General features: G+C 73.0%; 17 protein-coding genes. 9 read left to right on the forward strand and 8 right to left on the reverse strand.

The features are described from left to right. The first annotated feature begins 14 nt into the window (after positions 1-14). The 3 genes from ACFU97_RS25900 to ACFU97_RS25910 all read left to right on the forward strand — a co-directional run bounded on the left by ACFU97_RS25900 (position 15) and on the right by ACFU97_RS25910 (position 3,330). Positions 15-929, forward strand: coding sequence for an ABC transporter ATP-binding protein (locus ACFU97_RS25900; protein WP_384260775.1), 915 nt, complete (start codon positions 15-17; stop codon positions 927-929). Beyond that, complete coding sequence (locus tag ACFU97_RS25905) at positions 926-1,756, forward strand: ABC transporter permease (RefSeq protein WP_384260778.1); 831 nt, start codon at positions 926-928, stop codon at positions 1,754-1,756. Before ACFU97_RS25900 ends, ACFU97_RS25905 begins: the two co-directional genes overlap by 4 nt. Positions 1,757-1,848: 92 nt before the next feature. Next, a complete protein-coding gene (locus tag ACFU97_RS25910) occupies positions 1,849-3,330 on the forward strand; it encodes an alpha/beta hydrolase (RefSeq protein ID WP_384260780.1) in 1,482 nt (493 codons plus the stop codon). Here ACFU97_RS25910 and ACFU97_RS25915 read toward each other — a convergent pair. Then, positions 3,318-4,427 carry an abortive phage infection protein gene (locus ACFU97_RS25915; RefSeq protein WP_384260782.1) on the reverse strand — a complete coding sequence of 370 codons (1,110 nt, stop codon included), beginning with the start codon at positions 4,425-4,427 and terminating at the stop codon, positions 3,318-3,320. The two genes, ACFU97_RS25910 and ACFU97_RS25915, sit on opposite strands and share 13 nt — an antisense overlap. A 140-nt stretch (positions 4,428-4,567) precedes the next feature. On the opposite strand from ACFU97_RS25915, the gene bla reads away from it, so the two are divergent. Continuing rightward, positions 4,568-5,434: a class A beta-lactamase gene (gene bla, locus ACFU97_RS25920; RefSeq protein ID WP_384260996.1), complete on the forward strand. Its 867-nt coding sequence runs from the start codon at positions 4,568-4,570 to the stop codon at positions 5,432-5,434. Here the strand turns inward: bla and ACFU97_RS25925 are convergent. Beyond that, entirely contained in the window at positions 5,427-5,873 is a 447-nt protein-coding gene (locus ACFU97_RS25925) for a protein phosphatase (RefSeq protein ID WP_384260785.1), read from the reverse strand. The genes bla and ACFU97_RS25925 overlap by 8 nt on opposite strands. Further along, on the reverse strand, positions 5,870-6,607 hold the full coding sequence (locus ACFU97_RS25930; protein ID WP_384260998.1) for a FadR/GntR family transcriptional regulator: 738 nt from the start codon (positions 6,605-6,607) through the stop codon (positions 5,870-5,872). The genes ACFU97_RS25925 and ACFU97_RS25930 overlap by 4 nt, the downstream gene beginning before the upstream one ends. Before the next feature lie 139 nt (positions 6,608-6,746). Between ACFU97_RS25930 and ACFU97_RS25935 the strand changes: the two genes are divergently transcribed. Genes ACFU97_RS25935 through ACFU97_RS25955 form a run of 5 tightly spaced genes read left to right on the forward strand, consistent with a single transcriptional unit; the run spans position 6,747 to position 13,308 of the window. After that, positions 6,747-8,405, forward strand: coding sequence for an ABC transporter substrate-binding protein (locus ACFU97_RS25935; RefSeq protein ID WP_384260787.1), 1,659 nt, complete (start codon positions 6,747-6,749; stop codon positions 8,403-8,405). 19 nt (positions 8,406-8,424) lie between these two features. Then, complete coding sequence (locus ACFU97_RS25940; protein WP_384260790.1) at positions 8,425-9,387, forward strand: ABC transporter permease; 963 nt, start codon at positions 8,425-8,427, stop codon at positions 9,385-9,387. After that, positions 9,384-11,369 (forward strand): dipeptide/oligopeptide/nickel ABC transporter permease/ATP-binding protein, encoded by a 1,986-nt coding sequence (locus ACFU97_RS25945; protein ID WP_384260792.1) that lies wholly within the window; start codon positions 9,384-9,386, stop codon positions 11,367-11,369. The genes ACFU97_RS25940 and ACFU97_RS25945 overlap by 4 nt, the downstream gene beginning before the upstream one ends. Further along, the gene (locus tag ACFU97_RS25950) at positions 11,366-12,385 is read left to right on the forward strand and encodes an oligopeptide/dipeptide ABC transporter ATP-binding protein (RefSeq protein WP_384260795.1); all 1,020 of its coding nucleotides are present in this window, start codon (positions 11,366-11,368) and stop codon (positions 12,383-12,385) included. Before ACFU97_RS25945 ends, ACFU97_RS25950 begins: the two co-directional genes overlap by 4 nt. Beyond that, positions 12,382-13,308: a dihydrodipicolinate synthase family protein gene (locus tag ACFU97_RS25955; RefSeq protein ID WP_384260797.1), complete on the forward strand. Its 927-nt coding sequence runs from the start codon at positions 12,382-12,384 to the stop codon at positions 13,306-13,308. The genes ACFU97_RS25950 and ACFU97_RS25955 overlap by 4 nt, the downstream gene beginning before the upstream one ends. 13 nt (positions 13,309-13,321) lie before the next feature. On the opposite strand, the gene ACFU97_RS25960 is transcribed toward ACFU97_RS25955, so the two are convergent. The 5 genes from ACFU97_RS25960 to ACFU97_RS25980 all read right to left on the reverse strand — a co-directional run bounded on the left by ACFU97_RS25960 (position 13,322) and on the right by ACFU97_RS25980 (position 19,546). Beyond that, positions 13,322-14,515, reverse strand: coding sequence for an exo-alpha-sialidase (locus ACFU97_RS25960; RefSeq protein ID WP_384260800.1), 1,194 nt, complete (start codon positions 14,513-14,515; stop codon positions 13,322-13,324). Between the two features lie 2 nt (positions 14,516-14,517). After that, complete coding sequence (locus ACFU97_RS25965; protein ID WP_384260802.1) at positions 14,518-15,180, reverse strand: response regulator; 663 nt, start codon at positions 15,178-15,180, stop codon at positions 14,518-14,520. Continuing rightward, on the reverse strand, positions 15,177-16,412 hold the full coding sequence (locus ACFU97_RS25970; RefSeq protein WP_384260805.1) for a sensor histidine kinase: 1,236 nt from the start codon (positions 16,410-16,412) through the stop codon (positions 15,177-15,179). Before ACFU97_RS25970 ends, ACFU97_RS25965 begins: the two co-directional genes overlap by 4 nt. 10 nt (positions 16,413-16,422) lie before the next feature. After that, positions 16,423-18,504 carry an MMPL family transporter gene (locus ACFU97_RS25975; protein ID WP_384260807.1) on the reverse strand — a complete coding sequence of 694 codons (2,082 nt, stop codon included), beginning with the start codon at positions 18,502-18,504 and terminating at the stop codon, positions 16,423-16,425. A gap of 346 nt (positions 18,505-18,850) precedes the next feature. After that, positions 18,851-19,546: a TerB family tellurite resistance protein gene (locus ACFU97_RS25980; protein ID WP_384260810.1), complete on the reverse strand. Its 696-nt coding sequence runs from the start codon at positions 19,544-19,546 to the stop codon at positions 18,851-18,853. Positions 19,547-19,768: the final 222 nt, after the last annotated feature.

Consider the following 19,768-nt stretch of genomic DNA (forward strand, 5'->3'; position numbering starts at 1 on the left):
CGAGTGTGGTCCGCATGATCGAAGTCGAGCAGCTCACCAAGCGCTACGGCCCCACGACCGCCGTGCGCGATCTGTCCTTCACGGTCCGCCCCGGCCGGGTCACCGGCTTCCTCGGCCCGAACGGCGCGGGCAAGACGACCACCCTGCGCATGCTGCTGGGGCTCGTCGAGCCCAGCGGCGGCACCGCCACGGTGGACGGCCGCGGCTTCCGCGAACGCCCGCGCGGCCTGCGCCACGTCGGCGCCCTCCTCGACGCGCTCGACGTGCACGGCGGGCGCAGCGCGCGGGCCCATCTGCACGCGCTGGCCCGCAGCAACCGCATCCCGAAGGGACGGGTGGACGAGGTGCTCGCCGAGGTCGGGCTCACCGGTTCCGCGGCCCGCCGCCGGATCGGCACCTTCTCCCTCGGCATGAAGCAGCGGCTCGGCATCGGGGCCGCGCTGCTCGGGAACCCTCCGGTGCTGATGTTCGACGAGCCGCTCAACGGGCTCGACCCGGAGGGCGTGCTGTGGGTACGGGACCTGTTCCGCTCGCTGGCGCGCGAGGGCCGTACGGTCTTCGTCTCCAGTCACCTGATGTCCGAGATGGAGCACACCGCGGACGAGCTGGTCGTCATCGGCCGCGGGGAGCTCATCGCCGCCGAGAGCCTGGCCGGGTTCGCCGCGCGCGGGACGGCGCCGACGGTGACGGTGCGCTCGCCGGACGCGGGCCGGCTGGCCGCAGTTCTGACGGCACAGGGCGCGGCGGTGACCCCGGACGACGAGGAGACGCTGCGGGTGCGCGGCGCGAGTGCGGTGCGGATCGGCGAGCTGGCGCACGAACACCGTTTCCTGCTCTGGGAGTTGTCCCCGCAGACGGCCTCCCTGGAGACGGCCTTCATGGAACTGACCGCCGACAGCGTCGAGTACGCGGCAGGAGAGACCCGATGACCACGCTCGCCCTCCCGGCCGCCCGCTTCACCGACCTGGTGGCCGCCGAGTGGATCAAGCTCCGCTCGCTCCGTTCCACCTACTGGGCGCTGGGCTCCAGCGCGGTGGGCCTGATCGCCTTCAACGCGAACGCGGCCCGCGCCGACTACGTCAACTACCCGCACTACGGCGCGCCGATCCGCGACGACTTCGTCTACTGGGCGCTGCGCGACGCCTTCACCGTGGGCGCCGCGCTGATGCTGGTCCTGGCGGCCGCGGGCATCGGCGCGATCACCGTCGTCGGCGAGTACGCGACCGGCCTGGTCCGCACGACGTTCACCGCCGTGCCGGACCGGCGGGCGCTGATGACCGCCAAGGTGCTCGTGGTGACGGCGGTGATGACGCTGTACGGCGCGGTCGTCGCGGGCGCCTCGTTCGCGGTGACCCAGGCCATCCTGGACGGCCGCGGCCTGGGCGTGGGCATCGGACATCCCGGCGCCTGGCGCGTGGTCGCGGCGTCGGCCCTGCTCGCGCCGGTGAGCGCCCTGGCCGGCATGGCCATGGGCGCGCTGATCCGGCACAGCGCGACCACGATGGTCCTGACCACGCTGCTCCTGCTGCTCCTGCCGTCCTTCGTCACCGAGCGCTACCACTGGACGGCGTGCCTCAGGAACGCGCTGCCGTACAACGCCTGGGAGCGGCTGGTCGACATCGGATACGGCGACCACCCCTTCACCCTCGGCCCCCGGTACCCGACGACGGTCACCGGCGGGTGGGTCGTGTTCGCGGTGTGGGCGGGGGTCTCGGCGGTGCTGGCGGTGGTGGTCGTGGACCGGCGGGACGTCTGACGAACCCCGCCTCCGGGCTGGGGTAAACCCCCGTGTCGACAAGGCAGTTGGCAGGATGGGAGGCGGAGGCCGCTTCCGGGACGCTCGTAGGCATGAAGGAGATCACGAAGAGCGCCGCCCTCATCGCCGCCGCCTCGGGCATCGTCTTCGGTGTCGTCACCCCGCTGTCGGCGTCCGCCGCCGACACGTCCTCGCCCCTGACGTGGGGCGCGTGCGCGGGCGGCGGAGCCGACCCCCGACAGCAGTGCGCGACCCTCGAAGTGCCGATGGACCACGCCCGCCCCGACGGGCCGAAGATCGACCTCGCCCTGTCGCGCATCCCCGCCGAGAAGCCGTCCGCCCGCCGGGGCGTGCTGCTGCTCATTCCCGGCGGGCCCGGTGGGTCCAGTCTCGACGACCCGTCGGGCAAGGGGCAGAAACTGCCGCAGGACGTACGGGACCGCTACGACCTGATCGGGTTCGCACCGCGTGGCAACGCGCCCTCGACCACCGCCAGTTGCCAGGTCGAGCATGGTGACCTCGCGCTGACGGCCTCGCGGCCGTGGCCCGCCGCCGACGGGTCCGTCGCCGGGAGCATGGCCACCGCACGGCGGATGGCGAACGCCTGCGCCCGCAACGGCGGCGAGCTGCTGCGGCACATCAGCACCGTCGACAACGCCCGTGACATCGACAGCATCCGCGCCGCACTGGGCGAGAGGAAGCTGTCCGCGTGGGGCGTCTCGTACGGGACCTACGTCGGAGCCGTGTACGCCCAGCTCTTCCCGCAGCGCACCGACCGCGTCGTGCTGGACAGCAACGACAACCCCGACCCCGTCAACCCGGAGCGCGCCTGGCTGAAGGCGGCCGAGGTGGGCGTCGAGGACAACTTCCCCGAGTTCGCCCGGTGGGCCGCCAGGCCCGGCAACCCGTACCGTCTGGCCGATACGGCCGCCGAGGTGCGGCCGCTCTTCCTCCGCCTCGCCGCCCGCCTGGACCGCGAGCCGATCCCCTGGCCCGGCGCCAACCCGGAGGAGCTGAACGGCAACGTGCTGCGCCAGTCCCTGCTCAACAGCCTCTACGACCCCGACGACTATCCGACGCCGGCCCGGCTGATCCTGGCCGCGCAGCGGGGCACGGCCCTGCCCGCGCCGCAGACTCCCCCGGATGCCGTGATGCAGCAGATGATCGCGGTCGGCGCCGCCACCATCTGCAACGACGCCTCCTGGCCGCGGTCGGCCGCCGTGTACGAGAAGGGCGTCGCGAAGAGCCGGGCCGCGTACCCGCTCACCGCCGGCATGCCCCGCAACGCCATGGTGTGCGCCGCCTGGCCGTGGCAGCCGGAGCGGGCACCGGTGCGGATCACCGACCGGGGCCCGTCCAACGTGGTGCTCGTCCAGAACCAGCGTGATGTGGCGACACCGCTGAGCGGCGCCCTGAAGCTGCGCGAGGCCCTCGGCCGCCGGGCCGTCATGGTGACGGTGGACTCCACCGGTCACGACGTCTACCTGGACAACGGCAACGCCTGCGGCGACGCGACGGTCTCCCGGTTCCTGGCGACCGGCGAGCGGCCCCGGCGGGACGTCTACTGCCGGTGAGCGCACCGGCCGTACTGCCGGGCCAGTGCGTGGAACGCCTCCTTCGGCTCCCAGTGCCAGCCCGAACGGGGATCGTCGGGGCGGTCCTTGACGGCCTTGGTGATGCTGTAGCTCGCCATGTCGAGGTCCTTGCGCGGGTCGTCGGCGCGGTGCGGGGCGTCCGGGGTGACGAACTCGAACGCCATCGCCGCGTACAGCCCCATCGACTCGAAGACCCGCGCCATCCCGGTCAGGTAGGCGGCCTGGGTGTGCTCGCTGCGCACCAGGTGCCCCTTGATCTCGCCCTTGTCGTAGTCGACGACGTCCCAGCCCATACCGCCCGCCTGGGGCGCGCCCTTGTAGGTGCAGGTGCCGAACTCGGTGATGGCGAGGGGCTTGCCCCAGCGCAGGTACGTCCTCAACTCCCGGACGTAGTCGGCCTGGTGGGGGAAGTACGAGTAGTAGTCGATGCCGACGACGTCGAAGAGCCGCCAGTCCACCTTGTCGTCCTGGGCGGCGGCGTAGCTGAGGTTGCCGTGGAAGACGGACCGGCCGACGGCCGCCGCCCTCGCGGTGAAGCGGTCGAGGCGGCGCTGCATCTTCACGGGGTCGAAGGTGCCGTCCAGCATGTTCCGCACCCGGTCCAGGACCGTCGCCCCCGGCACGATCCCGGGCACGAACAGCCAGAACTCGCAGCCCACGCTGAAGTCGACGCCCGCGCCCTGGCGCCGCAGCCGCTCCGCGAAGCGGCCGCACTCCGCCATGTGCTCCAGGATGTCCCGCTCGGGTGCGTCCGCGAGGGTCGGCTGGAGCCACACGTGCAGCCCCTGCTCGGCGGCCTCGGCGGCGGTGGCGGTGAGCCGTTCGACACCGTCGCCGGTCACGTCGAGGGTGTCGGCGTGCAGTCGGTCGCGGACGGCCCGGACGTCCCGGCGCATCCGGGCGGCGTTCCACGCGGTCCCGGGCGTCTCGCCCTCGCCCACGGTGTAGACGACGCCCCGGTGCCCGAGGCCGCCGGCGGCCGCCGCCGGACGGGACGGCAGCACCGTCGCCGCGGCTGAGAGGGCCGCGGCCCCCGCGAGGAACCGTGCCCGGCTGATCCCCTTCGTCTTCTCCATGCCGTTCACTGTGGCGGCCACCGGCGCGCCCCGCCGTCCGCCGATGGTCCAAGGCCGCGCAACCAAGGAATGACGTACGGCGTCGATCATGGGTAGGACGACCGCGGACCAACCGCCGTCATGGACCGAAGGAGAACAGGATCCTAGGCCGACGCACCCTGCTCACCGCGGGCACCGCCACCGCCGCCGCGCTCCTGACGAGCGCGCCCGCCCACGCCGCCACCGACCGCCTGCACGCGCTGGAGCGGCGGCACGGCGCCCGGCTCGGCGTCTTCGCGCACGACGTCCGTACGGGACGGTCCGTCACCCACCGTGCCGACGAGCGCTTCCCGATGTGCTCGACCTTCAAGACCCTCGCCGTGGGAGCCGTCCTGCGCGATCTGGACCGGCACGGCGAGGTCCTCGCCCGCCGCATCCACTACACCCGCGCGGACCTGGTGGACGGCGCGCCCGTCACCGGCACGGAGGAGCACCTGGCGCACGGCATGACGGTGGCCGAGCTGTGCGACGCGGCCATCAGGTACAGCGACAACTCGGCGGCCAACTTCCTGCTGCGGCTGCTCGGCGGCCCCACCGCCGTCACCCGCTTCGCCCGCTCCCTCGGCGACCGGGTGACGCGTCTGGACCGGTGGGAGCCGGAGCTCAACTCGGCCGAACCGGGCCGCCGTTCGGACACCACCAGCCCCCGCGCGCTCGGTGGCTGCTACGCCCGCCTGGTCCTCGGCCACGCCCTGAACGGCCCCGACCGCGCCCGCCTCACCGACTGGCTGCTGGCCAACACGACCGGCGGCCACCGCATCCGCGCGGGCCTGCCCGCCACCTGGACGGTCGCCGACAAGACGGGCTCCGGCTCCTACGGCACCACCAACGACGCGGCCGTCGCCTGGACCCCCGACGGCGCCCCGGTCGTCCTGACCGTGCTGTCGACGAAGCCGGCCCAGGACGCCGCGTGGGACGACGCCCTGCTCGCGGGGGCGGCGGCGATCGTGGCCGAAACCCTCAGCTAGAAGGCTCCGCCGGGAACCGCCGCACGTACCGCTTCTGCCACGGCGTCTCCACCGCATGCCGGTCGTAGTGGCGCCGGACGAAGGCCACCGCCTCCTCGGCGGGTACGCCGTCCAGGACCGCCAGGCAGGCCAGGGCCGTCCCGGTGCGGCCGCGGCCGCCGCCACAGGCGATCTCGACGCGTTCCCCGGCGGCGCGCCGCCAGGCTTCCGCCAGGGCCGCGCGGGCGTCCGCGCGGTCGGCCGGGAGACGGAAGTCCGGCCAGCGGATCCAGCGGAAATCCCAGTCCACCGGCGGGGGCCGGCGGCCAAGCAGGTAGAGGGCGTAGGAGGGCGTGGGCGCCTCCTCGGCGAGGGGGCGGCGCAGGCCGCGGCCCCGGACCAGCCGTCCGGAGGGCAGCCGCAGCACACCGGGGTCCGCGGGCGACCAGGTGTCCGTCATCGCGCCAGCGTACGGGCCTCGATGCCGCGGAAGTGGTGGACCATCGCACGCTCCGCGCGCTCGGCGTCCCCGGCGCGCAGCGCGGTCACGATGTCGCGGTGCCGGCGGACCGTCACCTTCGGCTCCGGGTCGTCCGTCCAGCCGCGGGCCCCGGCCACCCGGCGGAAGACCGTCCAGAAGGCCCCAAGCAGCTGCGGCACCAGCGCGTTGCCGAGCGAGGCGTAGAGCAACTCGTGGAAGGTGCGGTCGAGTTCGGGGAAGGGCCGGCCCGCGCGGACCGCCGCCTCCATGCCGCCGACGACCTCCTCCAGCGCGTCCAGTTCCGCCTTGGTGACCGAGCCCGCGATCCGCCGGATCAGCCCCTCCTCCAGCACCGCGCGCACCTGGAGGATCTCGGCGAGCGCACCGGTGTCGTCGTCGTGCGAGGCGAGCGTGCGGAAGGTCAGCCCGTCGATGAGCGGGGAGAGCGACGCCTGGCCGACGTAGGTGCCGTAGCCGTGCCTGATCTCCACGATGTCGAGCGCCTGGAGCGCCTTGAGGGCCTCGCGCACGGAGTTGCGGCTGACGCCGAGGTCCTCCATCAGCTCGGCCTCGGTGGGCAGCGGCGCGCCCGGCCGGAGCCTGCGGTCGAGGATCAGCTGCACGACCTCCCGCCGTATCCGGCTGGTGCCGGACTCCGCGCCCCTGGCGTTCCCGGTCCGCCTGTTCCTCGGCTCCACGGCCATGCGCCGCATCGTACGCGCACCGGACGTCCCACGTCCCATGTCCGGCACTGACGTGCACCAACTCCCGCCAGCCGCTCCGTCATTGGCCCGACCTCTGGCAGCTACGCCATTCGTGTGCGGGCCCTTGACCGCCCCCCGGGCCGCTCCTATGGTCGCGGCTGACGGGCAGGACGTAGGACGTCGTATCTCCTCACTCGCTGGAGGAACCGTGCATCGCCGGACCTTCCTGAAGTACACCGGCGCGATGGGTGCGGCCACCGCCGTCTCCGCGTCGCTGTCGGCCTGCTCCTCCGGGCCCCAGTCCACGAACGACACCGGCGGCGGGAGCGGCAAGGACCGCACCCTGACCGCCGTCATCGGCTACGGCAACGACGGCACCTGGGACCCCACCCAGACCGCGTCCGCCTTCTGCATGGCGGGCAACAACCACATCTACGAGGGCCTGCTCGACACCGACCCGATCTCCCGCAAGCCGTACGCCGCGCTCGCCACCTCGCTGCCGAAGGACGTGAACGCCACAAGCTGGAGGTTCACGCTGCGCGCGGGCGCGACGTTCCACGACGGCAAGCCCGTCACCGCCGACGACGTGGTGTTCGTCTTCGACCGGATCCTCGACCCGAAGACGCAGACCCTCGCCAAGGGCTTCTTCGCGAGCTGGCTGAAGGAGGTCCGCAAGATCGACGCCCAGAACGTCGAGCTGGTGCTCAAGTTCCCCTTCCCGGACGGGGTTTCCCGGCTCACCCTGGCGAAGATCATGCCGAAGCACGTCTTTTCCGAGCCCGGCGCCTGGGACGACGCGATCAAGGGCCTGGCGGTCGGCTCGGGACCGTACCGCCAGAGCGCGCACCACCCGAAGTCGAACACCACCTTCGAGGCGTTCGCCGACTACAACGGCCCGCGCCCGCCCGCCTTCAAGAAGATGAACTGGCTGACGATCGTGGACGCCGCACCGCGCGTCGCCAAGATCTCCGGCTCCAGCGCGGGCGCCCAGATCTCCGACAACATCCCGTACGCCAACATCCAGCAGCTGCAGAGCGGCGGGCTGACGGTGGCGGGCGGCGCCGGCATGAACAACCTGTTCCTGATGTTCAACACCCAGCACAAGCCCTTCGACGACGTACGGGTGCGGCAGGCGCTGCACTACGCCATCGACACCGAGAAGATGGTGCAGGTCGCGCTGAAGGGCCACGGCAAGCCGTCCTCGTCGTTCCTGAACGAGTCCAACCCCGCCTACCGGCGGGCGAAGACGGTCTACGACTACGACCCCGAGAAGGCGAAGGCGCTGCTGAGGGCGGCCGGGGTCAGCGGACTGAGGATCGACATCCTGGCCGTGAACGTGAGCTGGATCGTCGACTGCCTGCCGACCATCAAGGCCTCCTGGGACGCGATCGGCGTGAAGACCACGCTCTCCCCGCAGGAGACCACGGCGGTCTTCACCAAGATGGACCAGAAGCAGGACTACCAGGTCGTCGCCGCCGCCTCGAACCCCAACCAGTTCGGCCTCGACGCCGACCTGATCATGCACTACAACTACGGGCCCACCAACCTCTGGATGCAGTACACGCGGTGGGCCGGCAACTCCGTCGCCAGGCAGCTCTTCAAGGACATGGACCGGGCCACCCAGGAGCCGGACCCGGACAGGAAGAAGGCGATGATCCAGGACTACGTGGACACCGTCGCCGAGCAGGCCGTGCTCTACCCGGTCGTCCACAACGAGCTGATGACCGCCTGGGACCCGAAGCAGCTCACCGGCATAAGGGCGCAGCCCTACCCCGGCATCAACGTCCTCCAGGCCAAGTGGGCCTAGGGACAAGGGAGTCCGCTTCGTGATCGCCGTCGTCAGGATCCTGCTCCGCCGCCTCGCCCTGCTCGTGCCGCTGATGCTCGGCATCGTGCTGTTCGTGTTCCTGGTGATGCGCTTCTCGGACGTCGACCCGGCGTCCGCGTTCTTCCAGGGCGCGAACCCCACCCCCCAGCAACTGCACGACTTCCGCGAGCAGAACGGGCTGCTGCAGCCGCTGCCCGTGCGCTACGTCCACTTCGTCGGCGACCTGCTCCACGGCGACATGGGCACCAGCGCGCTGACCCGCGCCCCGGTGCTCGACCAGGTCACCACCGCGCTGCCGCTGACCCTCCAGCTCACCTTCCTGGGCCTCGGCATCGCGGTGGTGCTCGCGCTGTTCGGCGGGGTGACGGCGGCCATCTACCGCGACCGGCTGCCCGACCAGGTCATCCGGGTCGTCTCGCTGACCGGCGTGGCCGCCCCCGGCTTCTGGCTGGCGCTGCTGATGATCCAGTACCTCGCCGTCGAGCTGGGCTGGTTCCCGACCGGCGGCTACATCAACCCGGCCGACTCCTTCACCGGCTGGCTCAGGACGATGACGCTGCCGGCACTCGCCCTGTCGCTGCCCGTAGCGGCCCAACTGACGCGCATCGTACGGACGTCGGTGGTGGAGGAGCTGGACAAGGACTACGTGCGCACGGCCATCGGCAGCGGGCTGCCGCCGCACGTGGTCGTGGGACGCAACGTGCTGCGCAACGCCCTCATCAACCCGCTGACCGTGCTGGGCCTGCGCGTCGGCTATCTGCTCGGCGGCGCGGTCGTCATCGAGACGATCTTCTCCCTGCCGGGCATGGGCAAGCTGATGATCGACGCCGTGAAGAACGGCGACCCGGCCGTGGTCCAGGGGGTCGTGCTGACCACCGCGACCGGCTTCGTCGTGGTCAACCTCGTCATCGACGTCCTGTACCTGCTGGTCAACCCGAAACTGAGGGATGCGACCGCATGATCACGCAGTTCACGCGCAAGAGCCTGGCCGGGGCGCTGTCCCGGCCCGGCGTCCGCCTGCGCGGCCTGCGCAGGCTGCCGCCGCTGTCGAAGGCCGCCGTCTGCTTCCTGGCCCTCGTGGTCCTGATGGCCGTGTTCGCCCCGCTGCTCGCGCCGCACGACCCGCTCGACCAGCAGCCGCCCGTGGACGGCACCGGGCATCCGTCGGCCGGGCACTGGATGGGCCAGGACAGCCTGGGCCGCGACATCCTGAGCCGGCTGATGTACGGCGCCCGCTGGTCGCTCGCGATCGGCCTCGGCGCGACGGCCCTCGCGCTGGTCGTGGGGGCGCTGATCGGCGCGGTCGCGGCGACCTCCCGCAAGGCGCTCGACGAGACGCTGATGCGCTGCCTGGACGTGGTGATGGCGTTCCCCGGCATCGCTCTCGCGGCCGTCCTGGTCGCCGTGTTCGGCGGCGGCATCACCGTGCTGATCTGCGCGATCGCCTTCCTGTTCATGCCGCCCACAGCGCGGGTGGTGCGGGCGAACATCCTCGACCAGTACAGCGAGGACTACGTGACGGCGGAACGGGTCATCGGCGCCCGCACCCCGCACATCGTGCTCCGGCACGTCGCCGTCAACTGCGCCGCCCCGATCCTGGTGTTCTGCACCGTGCAGGTCGCCGAGGCCATCGTCTTCGAGGCGTCGCTGTCCTTCATCGGCGCGGGCGTGCGTCCTCCGGACCCGTCGTGGGGCAGTGTCATCGCGGACGGCAAGGACATGGTGCTGACCGGGGGCTGGTGGGCGACGGTGTTCCCGGGCCTGCTGATCCTGGTGACCGTGCTGTCGCTGAACATCCTGTCGGAGGGGGTCTCGGACGCGTGGGCGGCCCCGCCGGCACGGGAGGTCGACGTCCACGCGGGCGAGGACCGCCTCCAGGCACCGGAGCCCGGCCGCGGTGAGGTGCTGCGGCTGCCCGGCCTGACGGCGGCGGCCGCGCGGCTGCGCTCCCGGGCGCGCCCGCTGCCGCGGGAGACGCAGCCGGTCCTGGCCGTCGAAAACCTCACCGTCGGTTTCGAGGGGCGGCACGACGGGGTGGACATCGTCGACGGCATCTCCTTCGAGGTGCGCCCGGGTGAAGTCCTGGGCCTGGTCGGCGAGTCGGGCTGCGGGAAGTCGCTGACGGCGCTGTCGGTCATGGGCCTGGAACCGAAGGGCGCCCGGGTGCGCGGCCAGGTCCGCTTCGGGCAGCGGGAGCTGCTGTCCGAGCCGATGCGGGTACGGCGCCGGCTGCTGGGCCACGAGATGGCGATGATCTACCAGGACGCGCTGTCCTCCCTGAACCCCGCGATGACGATCCGCGCCCAGCTGAAGCAGGTCGTACGGCGCGGCGGCCGGCGCGGCCCCGCCGCACTGCTCACCCTGGTCGGCCTGGACCCCGAGCGCACGCTGCGCAGCTATCCGCACGAGCTGTCCGGCGGCCAGCGCCAGCGCGTGCTGATCGCCATGGCGCTCTCCCGCGACCCGAAGCTGATCGTCGCCGACGAACCGACGACGGCCCTGGACGTGACCGTGCAGGCGCAGGTCATGGAGCTGCTGCTGCGCCTGCGCGAGGAGCTGGGCTTCGCGCTGATCCTCGTCTCGCACGACCTCGCGCTGATCGCGGACGTCACCGACCGGGTGGTGGTGATGTACGGCGGGCAGATCGTGGAGACGGGCGTGACCGCCGACCTGGTGGAGGCGCCGGCCCACCACTACACGCGCGGGCTGCTCGGCAGCGTGCTGTCGCTGGAGTCGGCGGCCGAGCGGATGACGCAGATCAAGGGCGTCGTGCCCTCCCCCTCGGACTTCCCGGCGGGCTGCCGCTTCGCCGACCGCTGCCCGCTCGCGACCGAGGTCTGCCGCGCCACCGCGCCCGCCCTGCTGGGCACCCCCACGCACACGGCGGCCTGCCACCATCCGGCGGTGGAGCTGGCGACCGCGGAGTCGGAGGCCGTGAAGTGAACGCGATCGTGGAGCTGTCCGGCGCGCATGTCGTGCACAAGGCGCGCAGCGGCGGCCTGTTCACCCGGGACCGGGTGTACGCCCTCACCGGCGCCGACCTCGCCGTCGCGCCCGGCGAGACGGTCGGCGTCGTCGGGGAGTCCGGCTGCGGCAAGTCGACCCTGGCGAAGGTGCTGGTGGGCGTGGTGCGGCCGACGTCCGGCACGGTGTCCTTCCAGGGCCGCGACCTGTGGTCGATGGCGCCCGCCGAGCGCCGGGCCGCGATCGGCGGCAGCACCGGAATGATCTTCCAGGACCCCTCGACGGCCCTGAACCGGAGGCTGACGGTACGCCGGATCCTGCGCGACCCGCTGGACGTGCACGACCGGGGCGCGAAGGCCCGGCGGGACGACCGGGTACGGGAGTTGATGTCCCTGGTCGGGCTTCCGCGGGCGCTCGCCGAGGCCCTGCCCGGCCAGCTCTCGGGCGGCCAGCGGCAGCGGGTGGCGATCGCCCGGGCGCTGGCGCTGGACCCCGCGCTCGTGGTGGCGGACGAGCCCACCAGCGCGCTGGACGTGTCGGTGCGCGCCCAGATCCTCAACCTCCTGCTGGACCTGAAGGAACGCCTGGGCCTGGCGCTGGTGTTCGTCTCGCACGACATCCAGACGGTCCGGCGGATGAGCGACCGCGTGATCACCATGTACCTCGGCCGGATCGTCGAGGAGTGCCCGGCCGCGTCCGTCACCGAGCGCGCCCGGCACCCGTACACCCGCGCCCTGTTCTCGGCGACGCCCGGCCTGCTCGACCCCATCGACCCGATCCCGCTGACCGGCCCGGTGCCCTCGGCGACGCGGCCGCCCAGCGGGTGCCCGTTCCGCACCCGCTGCTGGAAGGCGGACGAGCGGTGCGCGACGGACATGCCGGATTTCTCGGCCGCGTCGGGCGCGGACCACCGTTTCCGCTGCCACCATCCTGTGCAGGAGGACGAGTCGACCCGCGACCTCGTACGCCAAAGCCATCCAACGGAGCCCTCATGACGTTTCCCGCCCCGCTCACCGGTGTCGTCCCGCCCGTCTGCACGCCCCTGACACCGGACCGCGAGGTGGACGTCCCCTCCCTGCTCAGGCTGGTCGACCACCTGCTGGCCGGCGGAGTGCACGGGCTGTTCGTGCTGGGCTCCTCGTCGGAGGCGGCGTATCTGCGCGACGCGCAGCGCCGGCTGGTGGTGGAGGCGGTGACCGGTCATGCGGGCGGCCGGGTGCCGGTGCTGGCCGGCGCGATCGACATGACGACGCCGAGGGTGCTGGACCACGTGGCGTCGGTGACGGCGGCGGGCGCGGACGCGGTCGTGGTCACGGCTCCCTTCTACGCCCGCACCCATCCCGCCGAGATCGCCCGCCACTTCCGTCTGATCGCGGCCGCGTCGCCGGTGCCGGTGATCGCCTACGACATCCCGGTCGCCGTGCACACCAAGCTGCCGCCGGACGTCGTCCTCGACCTGGCCGCCGACGGCGTGCTCGCGGGCCTGAAGGACTCCAGCGGCGACCTGGCCGCCTTCCGCGAGGTCGTCACCAAGGCGCGCCACCTCTCCGGCTTCAGCGTCCTGACGGGTTCGGAACTGCTCGTCGACGCGGCCCTCGCGCTGGGCGCCCACGGCGCGGTCCCCGGTCTCGCCAACGTCGACCCGCACGGCTACGTCCGCCTCGACCGCCTCTGCCGCGCCGGGGACCGGGAGCGGGCCCGCGACGAACAGGAGCGCCTGTGCGCCCTGTTCGGGCTGGTCGGCGTCGGCGACCCGGCCCGGATGGGCGGCGGCTCGTCGGCCCTGGGCGCCTTCAAGGCGGCCCTGCACCTGCGCGGTGTCATCGACTGCCCGGCGACCGCGGAACCCCAGGTGCCGCTGTCGCCGGAGGAGGTCGAGCAGGTCGGCAAGTTCCTCGCCGGGGCGGGTCTGCTCTAGGTGTCGGGCCCCCCTAGGAGCCGAGGCCGTCGGCCGGCAGCCGCCGGAACTCGATCGTGTCGTACGTCCCGCCGGTCGTCCCCGTCTCGTAGAGGATTCCGGCTGTGCGGTGGCCGACCTGCACCAGGTCGGAGTAGGCGGCGGGCTGCTGCGAGAGCGTCAGGGCCTTGGTGAAGGTCGCGCCGCCGTCCGTGCTGCGCCAGATCGCCATCGCCCGGCGGGCGGTCGGCACGGACGGGCCGGAGAAGAGCAACGGCGCGTCGATACCCCGCAGTTGGAGGACGCTGCCCTCGACCACCGGGACGTCGTCCAGCGTGGGCTGCACCTCGTAGGGGCGGTCCAGGCTCGCGCCGCCGTCGCTCGAGTACGTGTCGAGGCGGTTGCCGGGGCTCGTGCCGTTCTGGTCGCGGGAACTGAAGTACAGCCTGCCGTCGGGGAGTTGGGCGGCCGTGGACTCGTTGGCGTTGTCCACGCCGTCGTAGGAGTCGTCGACGAAGCCCAGCCGCCAGGTGCGGCCGCCGTCGTCGCTCAGGAGGGCGTGGGCGCCGTAGTACCTGGCCTCCTGGCCGGTGTCGGGGGAACCGGCGGGCGGGGCCGCGGAGTGGTTGGCGGGCACGACCAGGCGCCCCGCGTGCCGGCCGCGGGTCAGCGCGAGCGCGTGGCCCGGTCCCGTCGCGTACCAGCGCCAGCCCGCCGGCTTCACCTCGCCGGTGATGTCGCGCGGCGCCGTGAAGTGCCGCCCGTCGTCCCGGCTGCGCTGCACGAAGACCCGTCTGCCCTGCTCCGGCGTGACCTCGCCCCGCATGATCTGCGCCTCGGTGACGGCACCGCTGTTGTAGGACGTGACGAGGACGACGTCGCCGGTGCGCGGGTCGACGACGGGCGCGGGGTTGCCCCGGGTGTCGCCGTCGCCCGCGGCCACCATCTGCAGCGGGCCCCAGGTGCAGCCGCCGTCGCCGGAGCGGCGCAGGACGACGTCGATGTGGCCGGTGTCCCCGGCGCCGTTGTGGCGCCCCTCGGCGAAGGCGAGGACGGTGCCCCGGCCCGTGGTGATCGCCGCCGGGATGCGGAAGGTGTCGTAGCCGTCGCGGCCCGACGCGTACGGCAGGGACGAGGTGCAGCCCGTGGCGGCGGAGGCGGGGGCGAGGGCGGTGAGCGGCGTGAGGAGCACGGTGGCGGCGAGGAGGGTGCGGCTCAGGAAGGTCACCGTCAGATCGTTCCCGGAGTCACCAGTCCCGACTCGTAGGCGACGATGACGAGCTGCGCCCGGTCCCGCGCCCCCAGCTTCCCCATGATCCGGCTGACATGGGTCTTCGCCGTCAGCGGGCTGAGCCCCAACGCCTCGGCGATCTCGGTGTTGTTGAGCCCGCGCGCCAGCAGGGTCAGCACCTCCCGCTCCCGGTCGGAGAGGCACTCCGGCCCGCCCGTCGCGGGCGCCGACGGGCTGCGCAGGAACCGCTCGATCAGCCGCCCCGTGGGGCCCGGGGAGAGCAGCGCCTCCCCCGCGGCCACCGTGCGGATGGCGTCGAGGAGTTCGGCCGGACGGGTGTCCTTGACGAGGAACCCGGAGGCGCCCGCGCGCAACGCCTCGACGATGTTCTCGTCGGTGTCGTAGGTGGTGAGGACCAGCACCCGCACCCCCGCCAGATCCTCGTCGGCGGCGATGAGACGGGTGGCCTCGATGCCGTCCAGGTCCGGCATCCGCAGGTCCATCACCACCAGGTCGGGGCGCTCGCCACGGGCCAGGGCCACCGCCTCCCGGCCGGTGCCGGCCTGCCCGACGACGTCCATGTCCCGCGCCGACTCGACCAGCATGGCGAACGCGGCCCGCACCAGCGTCTGGTCGTCGGCGAGCAGCACGCGGATCGTCATCGGGTCCCCTCCACAGCGGTCGTCAGCGGCAGTACGGCACTGACCTCGAAACCGCCCTGCGCCCGCGGTCCGGCGTCGAGTGTGCCACCCACGCTGCGGGCCCTCTCCCGCATCCCCACCAGCCCGAAGCCGGGCGTGTCGCCGGGGATGGGCCCGGTGCCGTCGTCGGTGACGGACAGGCGCAGGGCGCCGTCCCGCTCGTACAGCTCGACCTGTACGGCGGGTTCGGGCCCCGCGTGCCGTACCGCGTTGGTCAGCGCCTCCTGCACGATCCGGTAGGCGGCGGCGCCGACGGCGGGGGGCGCCTGCCGCACCCGTACCGACTGCTCGACGCGCGCGCCCGCGAGCCGGGCCGCCTCCACCAGGTCGGGCAGGCCGTCGAGGCCGGGCAGCGGGCCGCGGCCCTCGCCGTGCTCGGCGGCGCGCAGCACCTCCAGGGTGGTGCGCAGTTCGCCGCGTGCGGTGCGGCAGGTCTCCGCGATCTCCTCCAGCGCCTTGGCGATCGTCTCGCGGTCGAGGCGCTCGGGGTCGGCGGCCAGGACGTGCGCGGCGACGGACGTGCGCACGCCGATGAGGGTGATGGTGTGGGCGAGCAGGTCGTGCAGATCGCGGGCGATGCGCAGCCGCTCCTCGGCGACCCTGCGGCGGGCCTCCTCCTCGCGGGTGCGCTCGGCGCGTTCGGCGCGTTCCACGATGCCGGCGACGTACTGGCGGTAGTAGCGGACGTCGACGCCGAAGAAGAGCACGGCGATCACCCAGCCGGAGATCCGCAGCAGTTCCACGGCCTGATGGGTGCTCACGGTGAGCATCACGGTGAACGCGATGGCGAGGACGGTGATGCCGGTCAGGATCGTGCGCAGCGGGCGGCCGGTGACGGCGACCGTGTAGAGCGCGACGACGGTGGCCGGGGTCGAGGCGCCGTGGTTGTTGTCCATCGCGTGGTAGGGCATCAGCAGGACCACGCCGGCGGCGAGCACCAGCAGCGGGCGCCGCCGCCGCCACACGAGGGGCACGTGGGCGGCGAGCAGCAGCGTCCAGCCGAGCGCGTCGGGGCGGCGAGCCGGGTCGGTGGAGAGCGCCACGCACACGGCCACCGCGGCGAGGACCGCCGCGAGGATCGCGTCGTTGCGGGTGCCGTGGGGGGCGGTCCGCGGGTCCCGGTTGAGCACCGTCATGATGCGTTCGCCGAGGCGGGGCCGCCCCGCTGTCGTCTTCTCCTGCACGAGGTTCATCTTCCGTGTTTCACACCGGCTCCGGCTGCCGCTCGGACCGTACCGGTTCCGGCGCCCGCGACAGCCGGCCCGGCCACCACACCTTGCGGCCCAGCAGCACGCTCGCCGTCGTCACCAGGTACGTCCGCACCAGGAAGGTGTCCAGCAGCACGCCCACCGCGATCACGAAGCCGAGCTCGACCAGCCCCACCAGCGGCAGCGTGGTCAGCACGGCGAAGGTCGCGGCCAGCACGACGCCCGCGGAGGCGATGACCCCGCCGGTGGTGCGCAGCGCGGTCAGCGCCGCGGTCTGCGGTTCGGCGCCCGCCAGGGACTCCTCGCGCATGCGGTGCATGAGGAAGATGCCGTAGTCGACGCCTAGGGCCACCAGGAAGACGAAGGACAGCAGGCCGAGCCCGGAGTCGGTGCCGCCGAAGCCGAGCACGGGCCCGAACACCAGCCCGCCTATGCCGAGCGCCGCGCCCCACACCGCGACCACCGCGACGAGCAGCATCAGCGGCGCCACGAGGCTGCGCAGCAGTCCTACGAGGATCACGAACACGGCGGCGAGCACGAGCGGCACGACCACCTCGCGGTCCCGGGTCTGGCTGTCGGCCAGGTCGAGCTGCTGGGCGCTGGGGCCGCCGACGTAGGTGCCGTAGGTGTCGTCGAGCCCGCCGCGCAGCGCCTCGATGGTCCTCGTCTCGCCCGGCGACTCGGGGGCGGCGGTGGCGAAGACGGAGATCTCCGTCCAGCCGGAGCCGCTGCGCCCGGGCGCCGCCTGCGCGACCCCCTCGGTCGTACGGGCCTTGTCCAGCACGGCGCCGGCCTTCGCGGTGGGGGCGATGACGGTGATCGGCTGGCTGCTGCGCCCCGGGAAGGCGTGGGCGAGGGTCTGGGTCGCGGAGATCGACTCGGGCTTCTCGGTGAAGGAGTCCTCCTGCTTGAGCGTGCCGGGCAGGCTGAGCACGCCCAGGGCGAGCGCGCCGAGCAGGACGGCGCCGAGGGTGAGCACGGCGGCCGGGCGGCGGGTGGCGGAGCTGCCCATCGCCGCGAACAGCGAGCGGCGCGCCTTCGGGGTGCTGCCGAACGCCGGGATCATCGGCCAGAAGACGCGGCGGCCGAGGAGGACCAGCAGGGCGGGCAGCAGGGTGAGCATCGCGACGAGCGCGGCGAGCACGCCCACCATGCCGACCGGGCCCATGCCGCTGCTGCTGTTGAGGTCGGCGGCGAGCAGGCACAGCAGGCCGGCGGCGACGGTGCCGGAGGAGGCGAGGACGGCCGGGCCGCAGCCCTTCAGTGCGGCGCGCATGGCGTCGTACGGGCGCTCGTGGCGCCGTAGCTCCTCGCGGTAGCGGGAGATGAGCAGCAGGGCGTAGTCGGTGCCCGCGCCGAGCACGAGGACCGTCATGACGCCGCCGCTCTGGCCGGTGATGGTGACGCCGAAGCCCTCGTGGAGGCCGTAGGCGGCGGCCATCGCCATGCCGGCGGCGACACCGGCGCAGGCGAGGGGCACGAGCCACAGGAAGGGGCTGCGGTAGATCAGGATCAGCAGGGCGGTGACGACGCCGAGGGTGGCGTAGAGCAGGGTGCCGTCGATCGAGCCGAACACCTTGCTCATGTCGGTGTTCAGACCGCCGGGTCCGCCGACCTCGGCGCTGAGTCCCGCACCGCCGTTCGCGATGTCCCGGACGCCGTCGACGAAGGCGTCCCGCGCCTTGTCGTCCTGGCCGGGCTCGGTGCTGGAGACCGGGTACATGAGGGTGGCGCCGTCGCGTGACGGGACGGCCTTCGGGGTCCCGGTCAGCCGGTACTTCGCCCCGACCTCGGCGACCTGCGCTCCCGCCTTCTGCCGGTCGGCGGCGGTGAGGCCGCCGTCGCGGTGGTAGACGAGCACCAGGTCGGTGGCCTGGCCGCCCGGCAACTCGTCCTGGATGCGGGCCACTTGGGTGGAGTCGGCACTGTCGGGGAGATAGTCGACGGACCGGTTCTGCTGCACGTCGCCGAACTTCCCGGCGAACGGTCCGACGAGCACGAGCGCCGCGAGCCACAGCCCGAGCACCACCCAGGGCACGGCACGCCGGCCCCCTGTTCGCGTCCTTGCGGCCCCCATGGACGGGCCTCCCTCCGGTCGGGATGTCTGGGTCGTCTCCAGACTCCCGGCCCCCGGGAACACCTTCGTCGGGCGCGCGGCCGAGTTACGCGATACTGCGACGGTCGGCCTGCCGGCGGGATTACTCCCCAGGGAGTAACGGCACGGCGTACACACTCGGTCCACGGCAGGCCGCCGGCGACGGCGACCGCGCCCCGGCTCAGGACGGCGTACGCGCTGCAGCCGGCAGGCGGGTCACGTCGTCCGTGCAGATCGTCAGGGCCGCGCCCACCGTGCCCAGGACGTCGCGCCGGGCGGGCATGTACCGACCGTCGGCTACGGCGATGCAGCGGCGTCCGCGCCCGGCTCAGGACGGCGTACGGGCTGCAGCCAGCAGGCGGGTCACGTCGTCCGTGCAGATCGTCAGGGCCGCGCCCACCGTGCTGAGGACGTCGCGCTCGGCGGGTGTGTAGGGGCCGTCGGCGAGGGCGATATGGGCGCCCTGGAGGAGGATCGACTCGCGGCCGACGGCGGCCAGGTGCGGGGCGAGCGGGTCCAGTGCCTCGTGCAGCTCTATGGCGAGTCCGGCGCCGCAGGGCTCGCCGTAGACCCGGCCGGTGTCCGCGGCCAGCGCGTCGACGAGGGCGCTGAGCTGGTCCTCGGTGCAGTCGTCGAAGCCGGCCGCGCGGACCGTGCCGGCGGCGGTCTGCAGCGCGGTGCGCGCGCAGGTGCCGCCCGCGGTCAGCACCGCCAGGGCGACCGTGTGCACGGCGTCGCGGAGCATCGCGGAGAAGCGGGTGGTGGTGGGGTGGTCGAGGGCCTCGGTGCCGAAGTGCCGACGGCAGGAGGCGCATTCGACGACCGGCGCGGTCTCGCCGCGCGGCAGCACGGGCACGCCCAGGACGATGAAGCGACGGTGACCCGTCAGGCGCTGGTAGTTGCGATCGCCGCCGCACCCGGGGCAGAAGAACTCGCCGTCGCCGACGGGCGTCCACGCGGTGCGGGTGCCCAGCAAACGCGCAGGCCTGGCGGCTTGGCCGTTTCGTCCCCGTACTGGCAGCACGTCGCACCTCCTCACCCCGCGGCCCCATCGCCGCGCTGGCGTGATGTTAGCCACATCGTTGAGTCATAGTCAGTACCCCGGACGAGACCTTTCCGTGACCTCCACGAACAGATGGCCGATAAACGACGGCGCCCCCACCACCGTGCACCGCCGTCGGGGCGCCAAAAAGGCCCTGCGGAAGGGTTCGCAGGTGGTTCCGTTTGCCACCGAGACGACCCCCCT

It is taken from the genome of Streptomyces sp. NPDC057616, assembly GCF_042800575.1.
Taxonomy (GTDB): domain Bacteria; phylum Actinomycetota; class Actinomycetes; order Streptomycetales; family Streptomycetaceae; genus Streptomyces.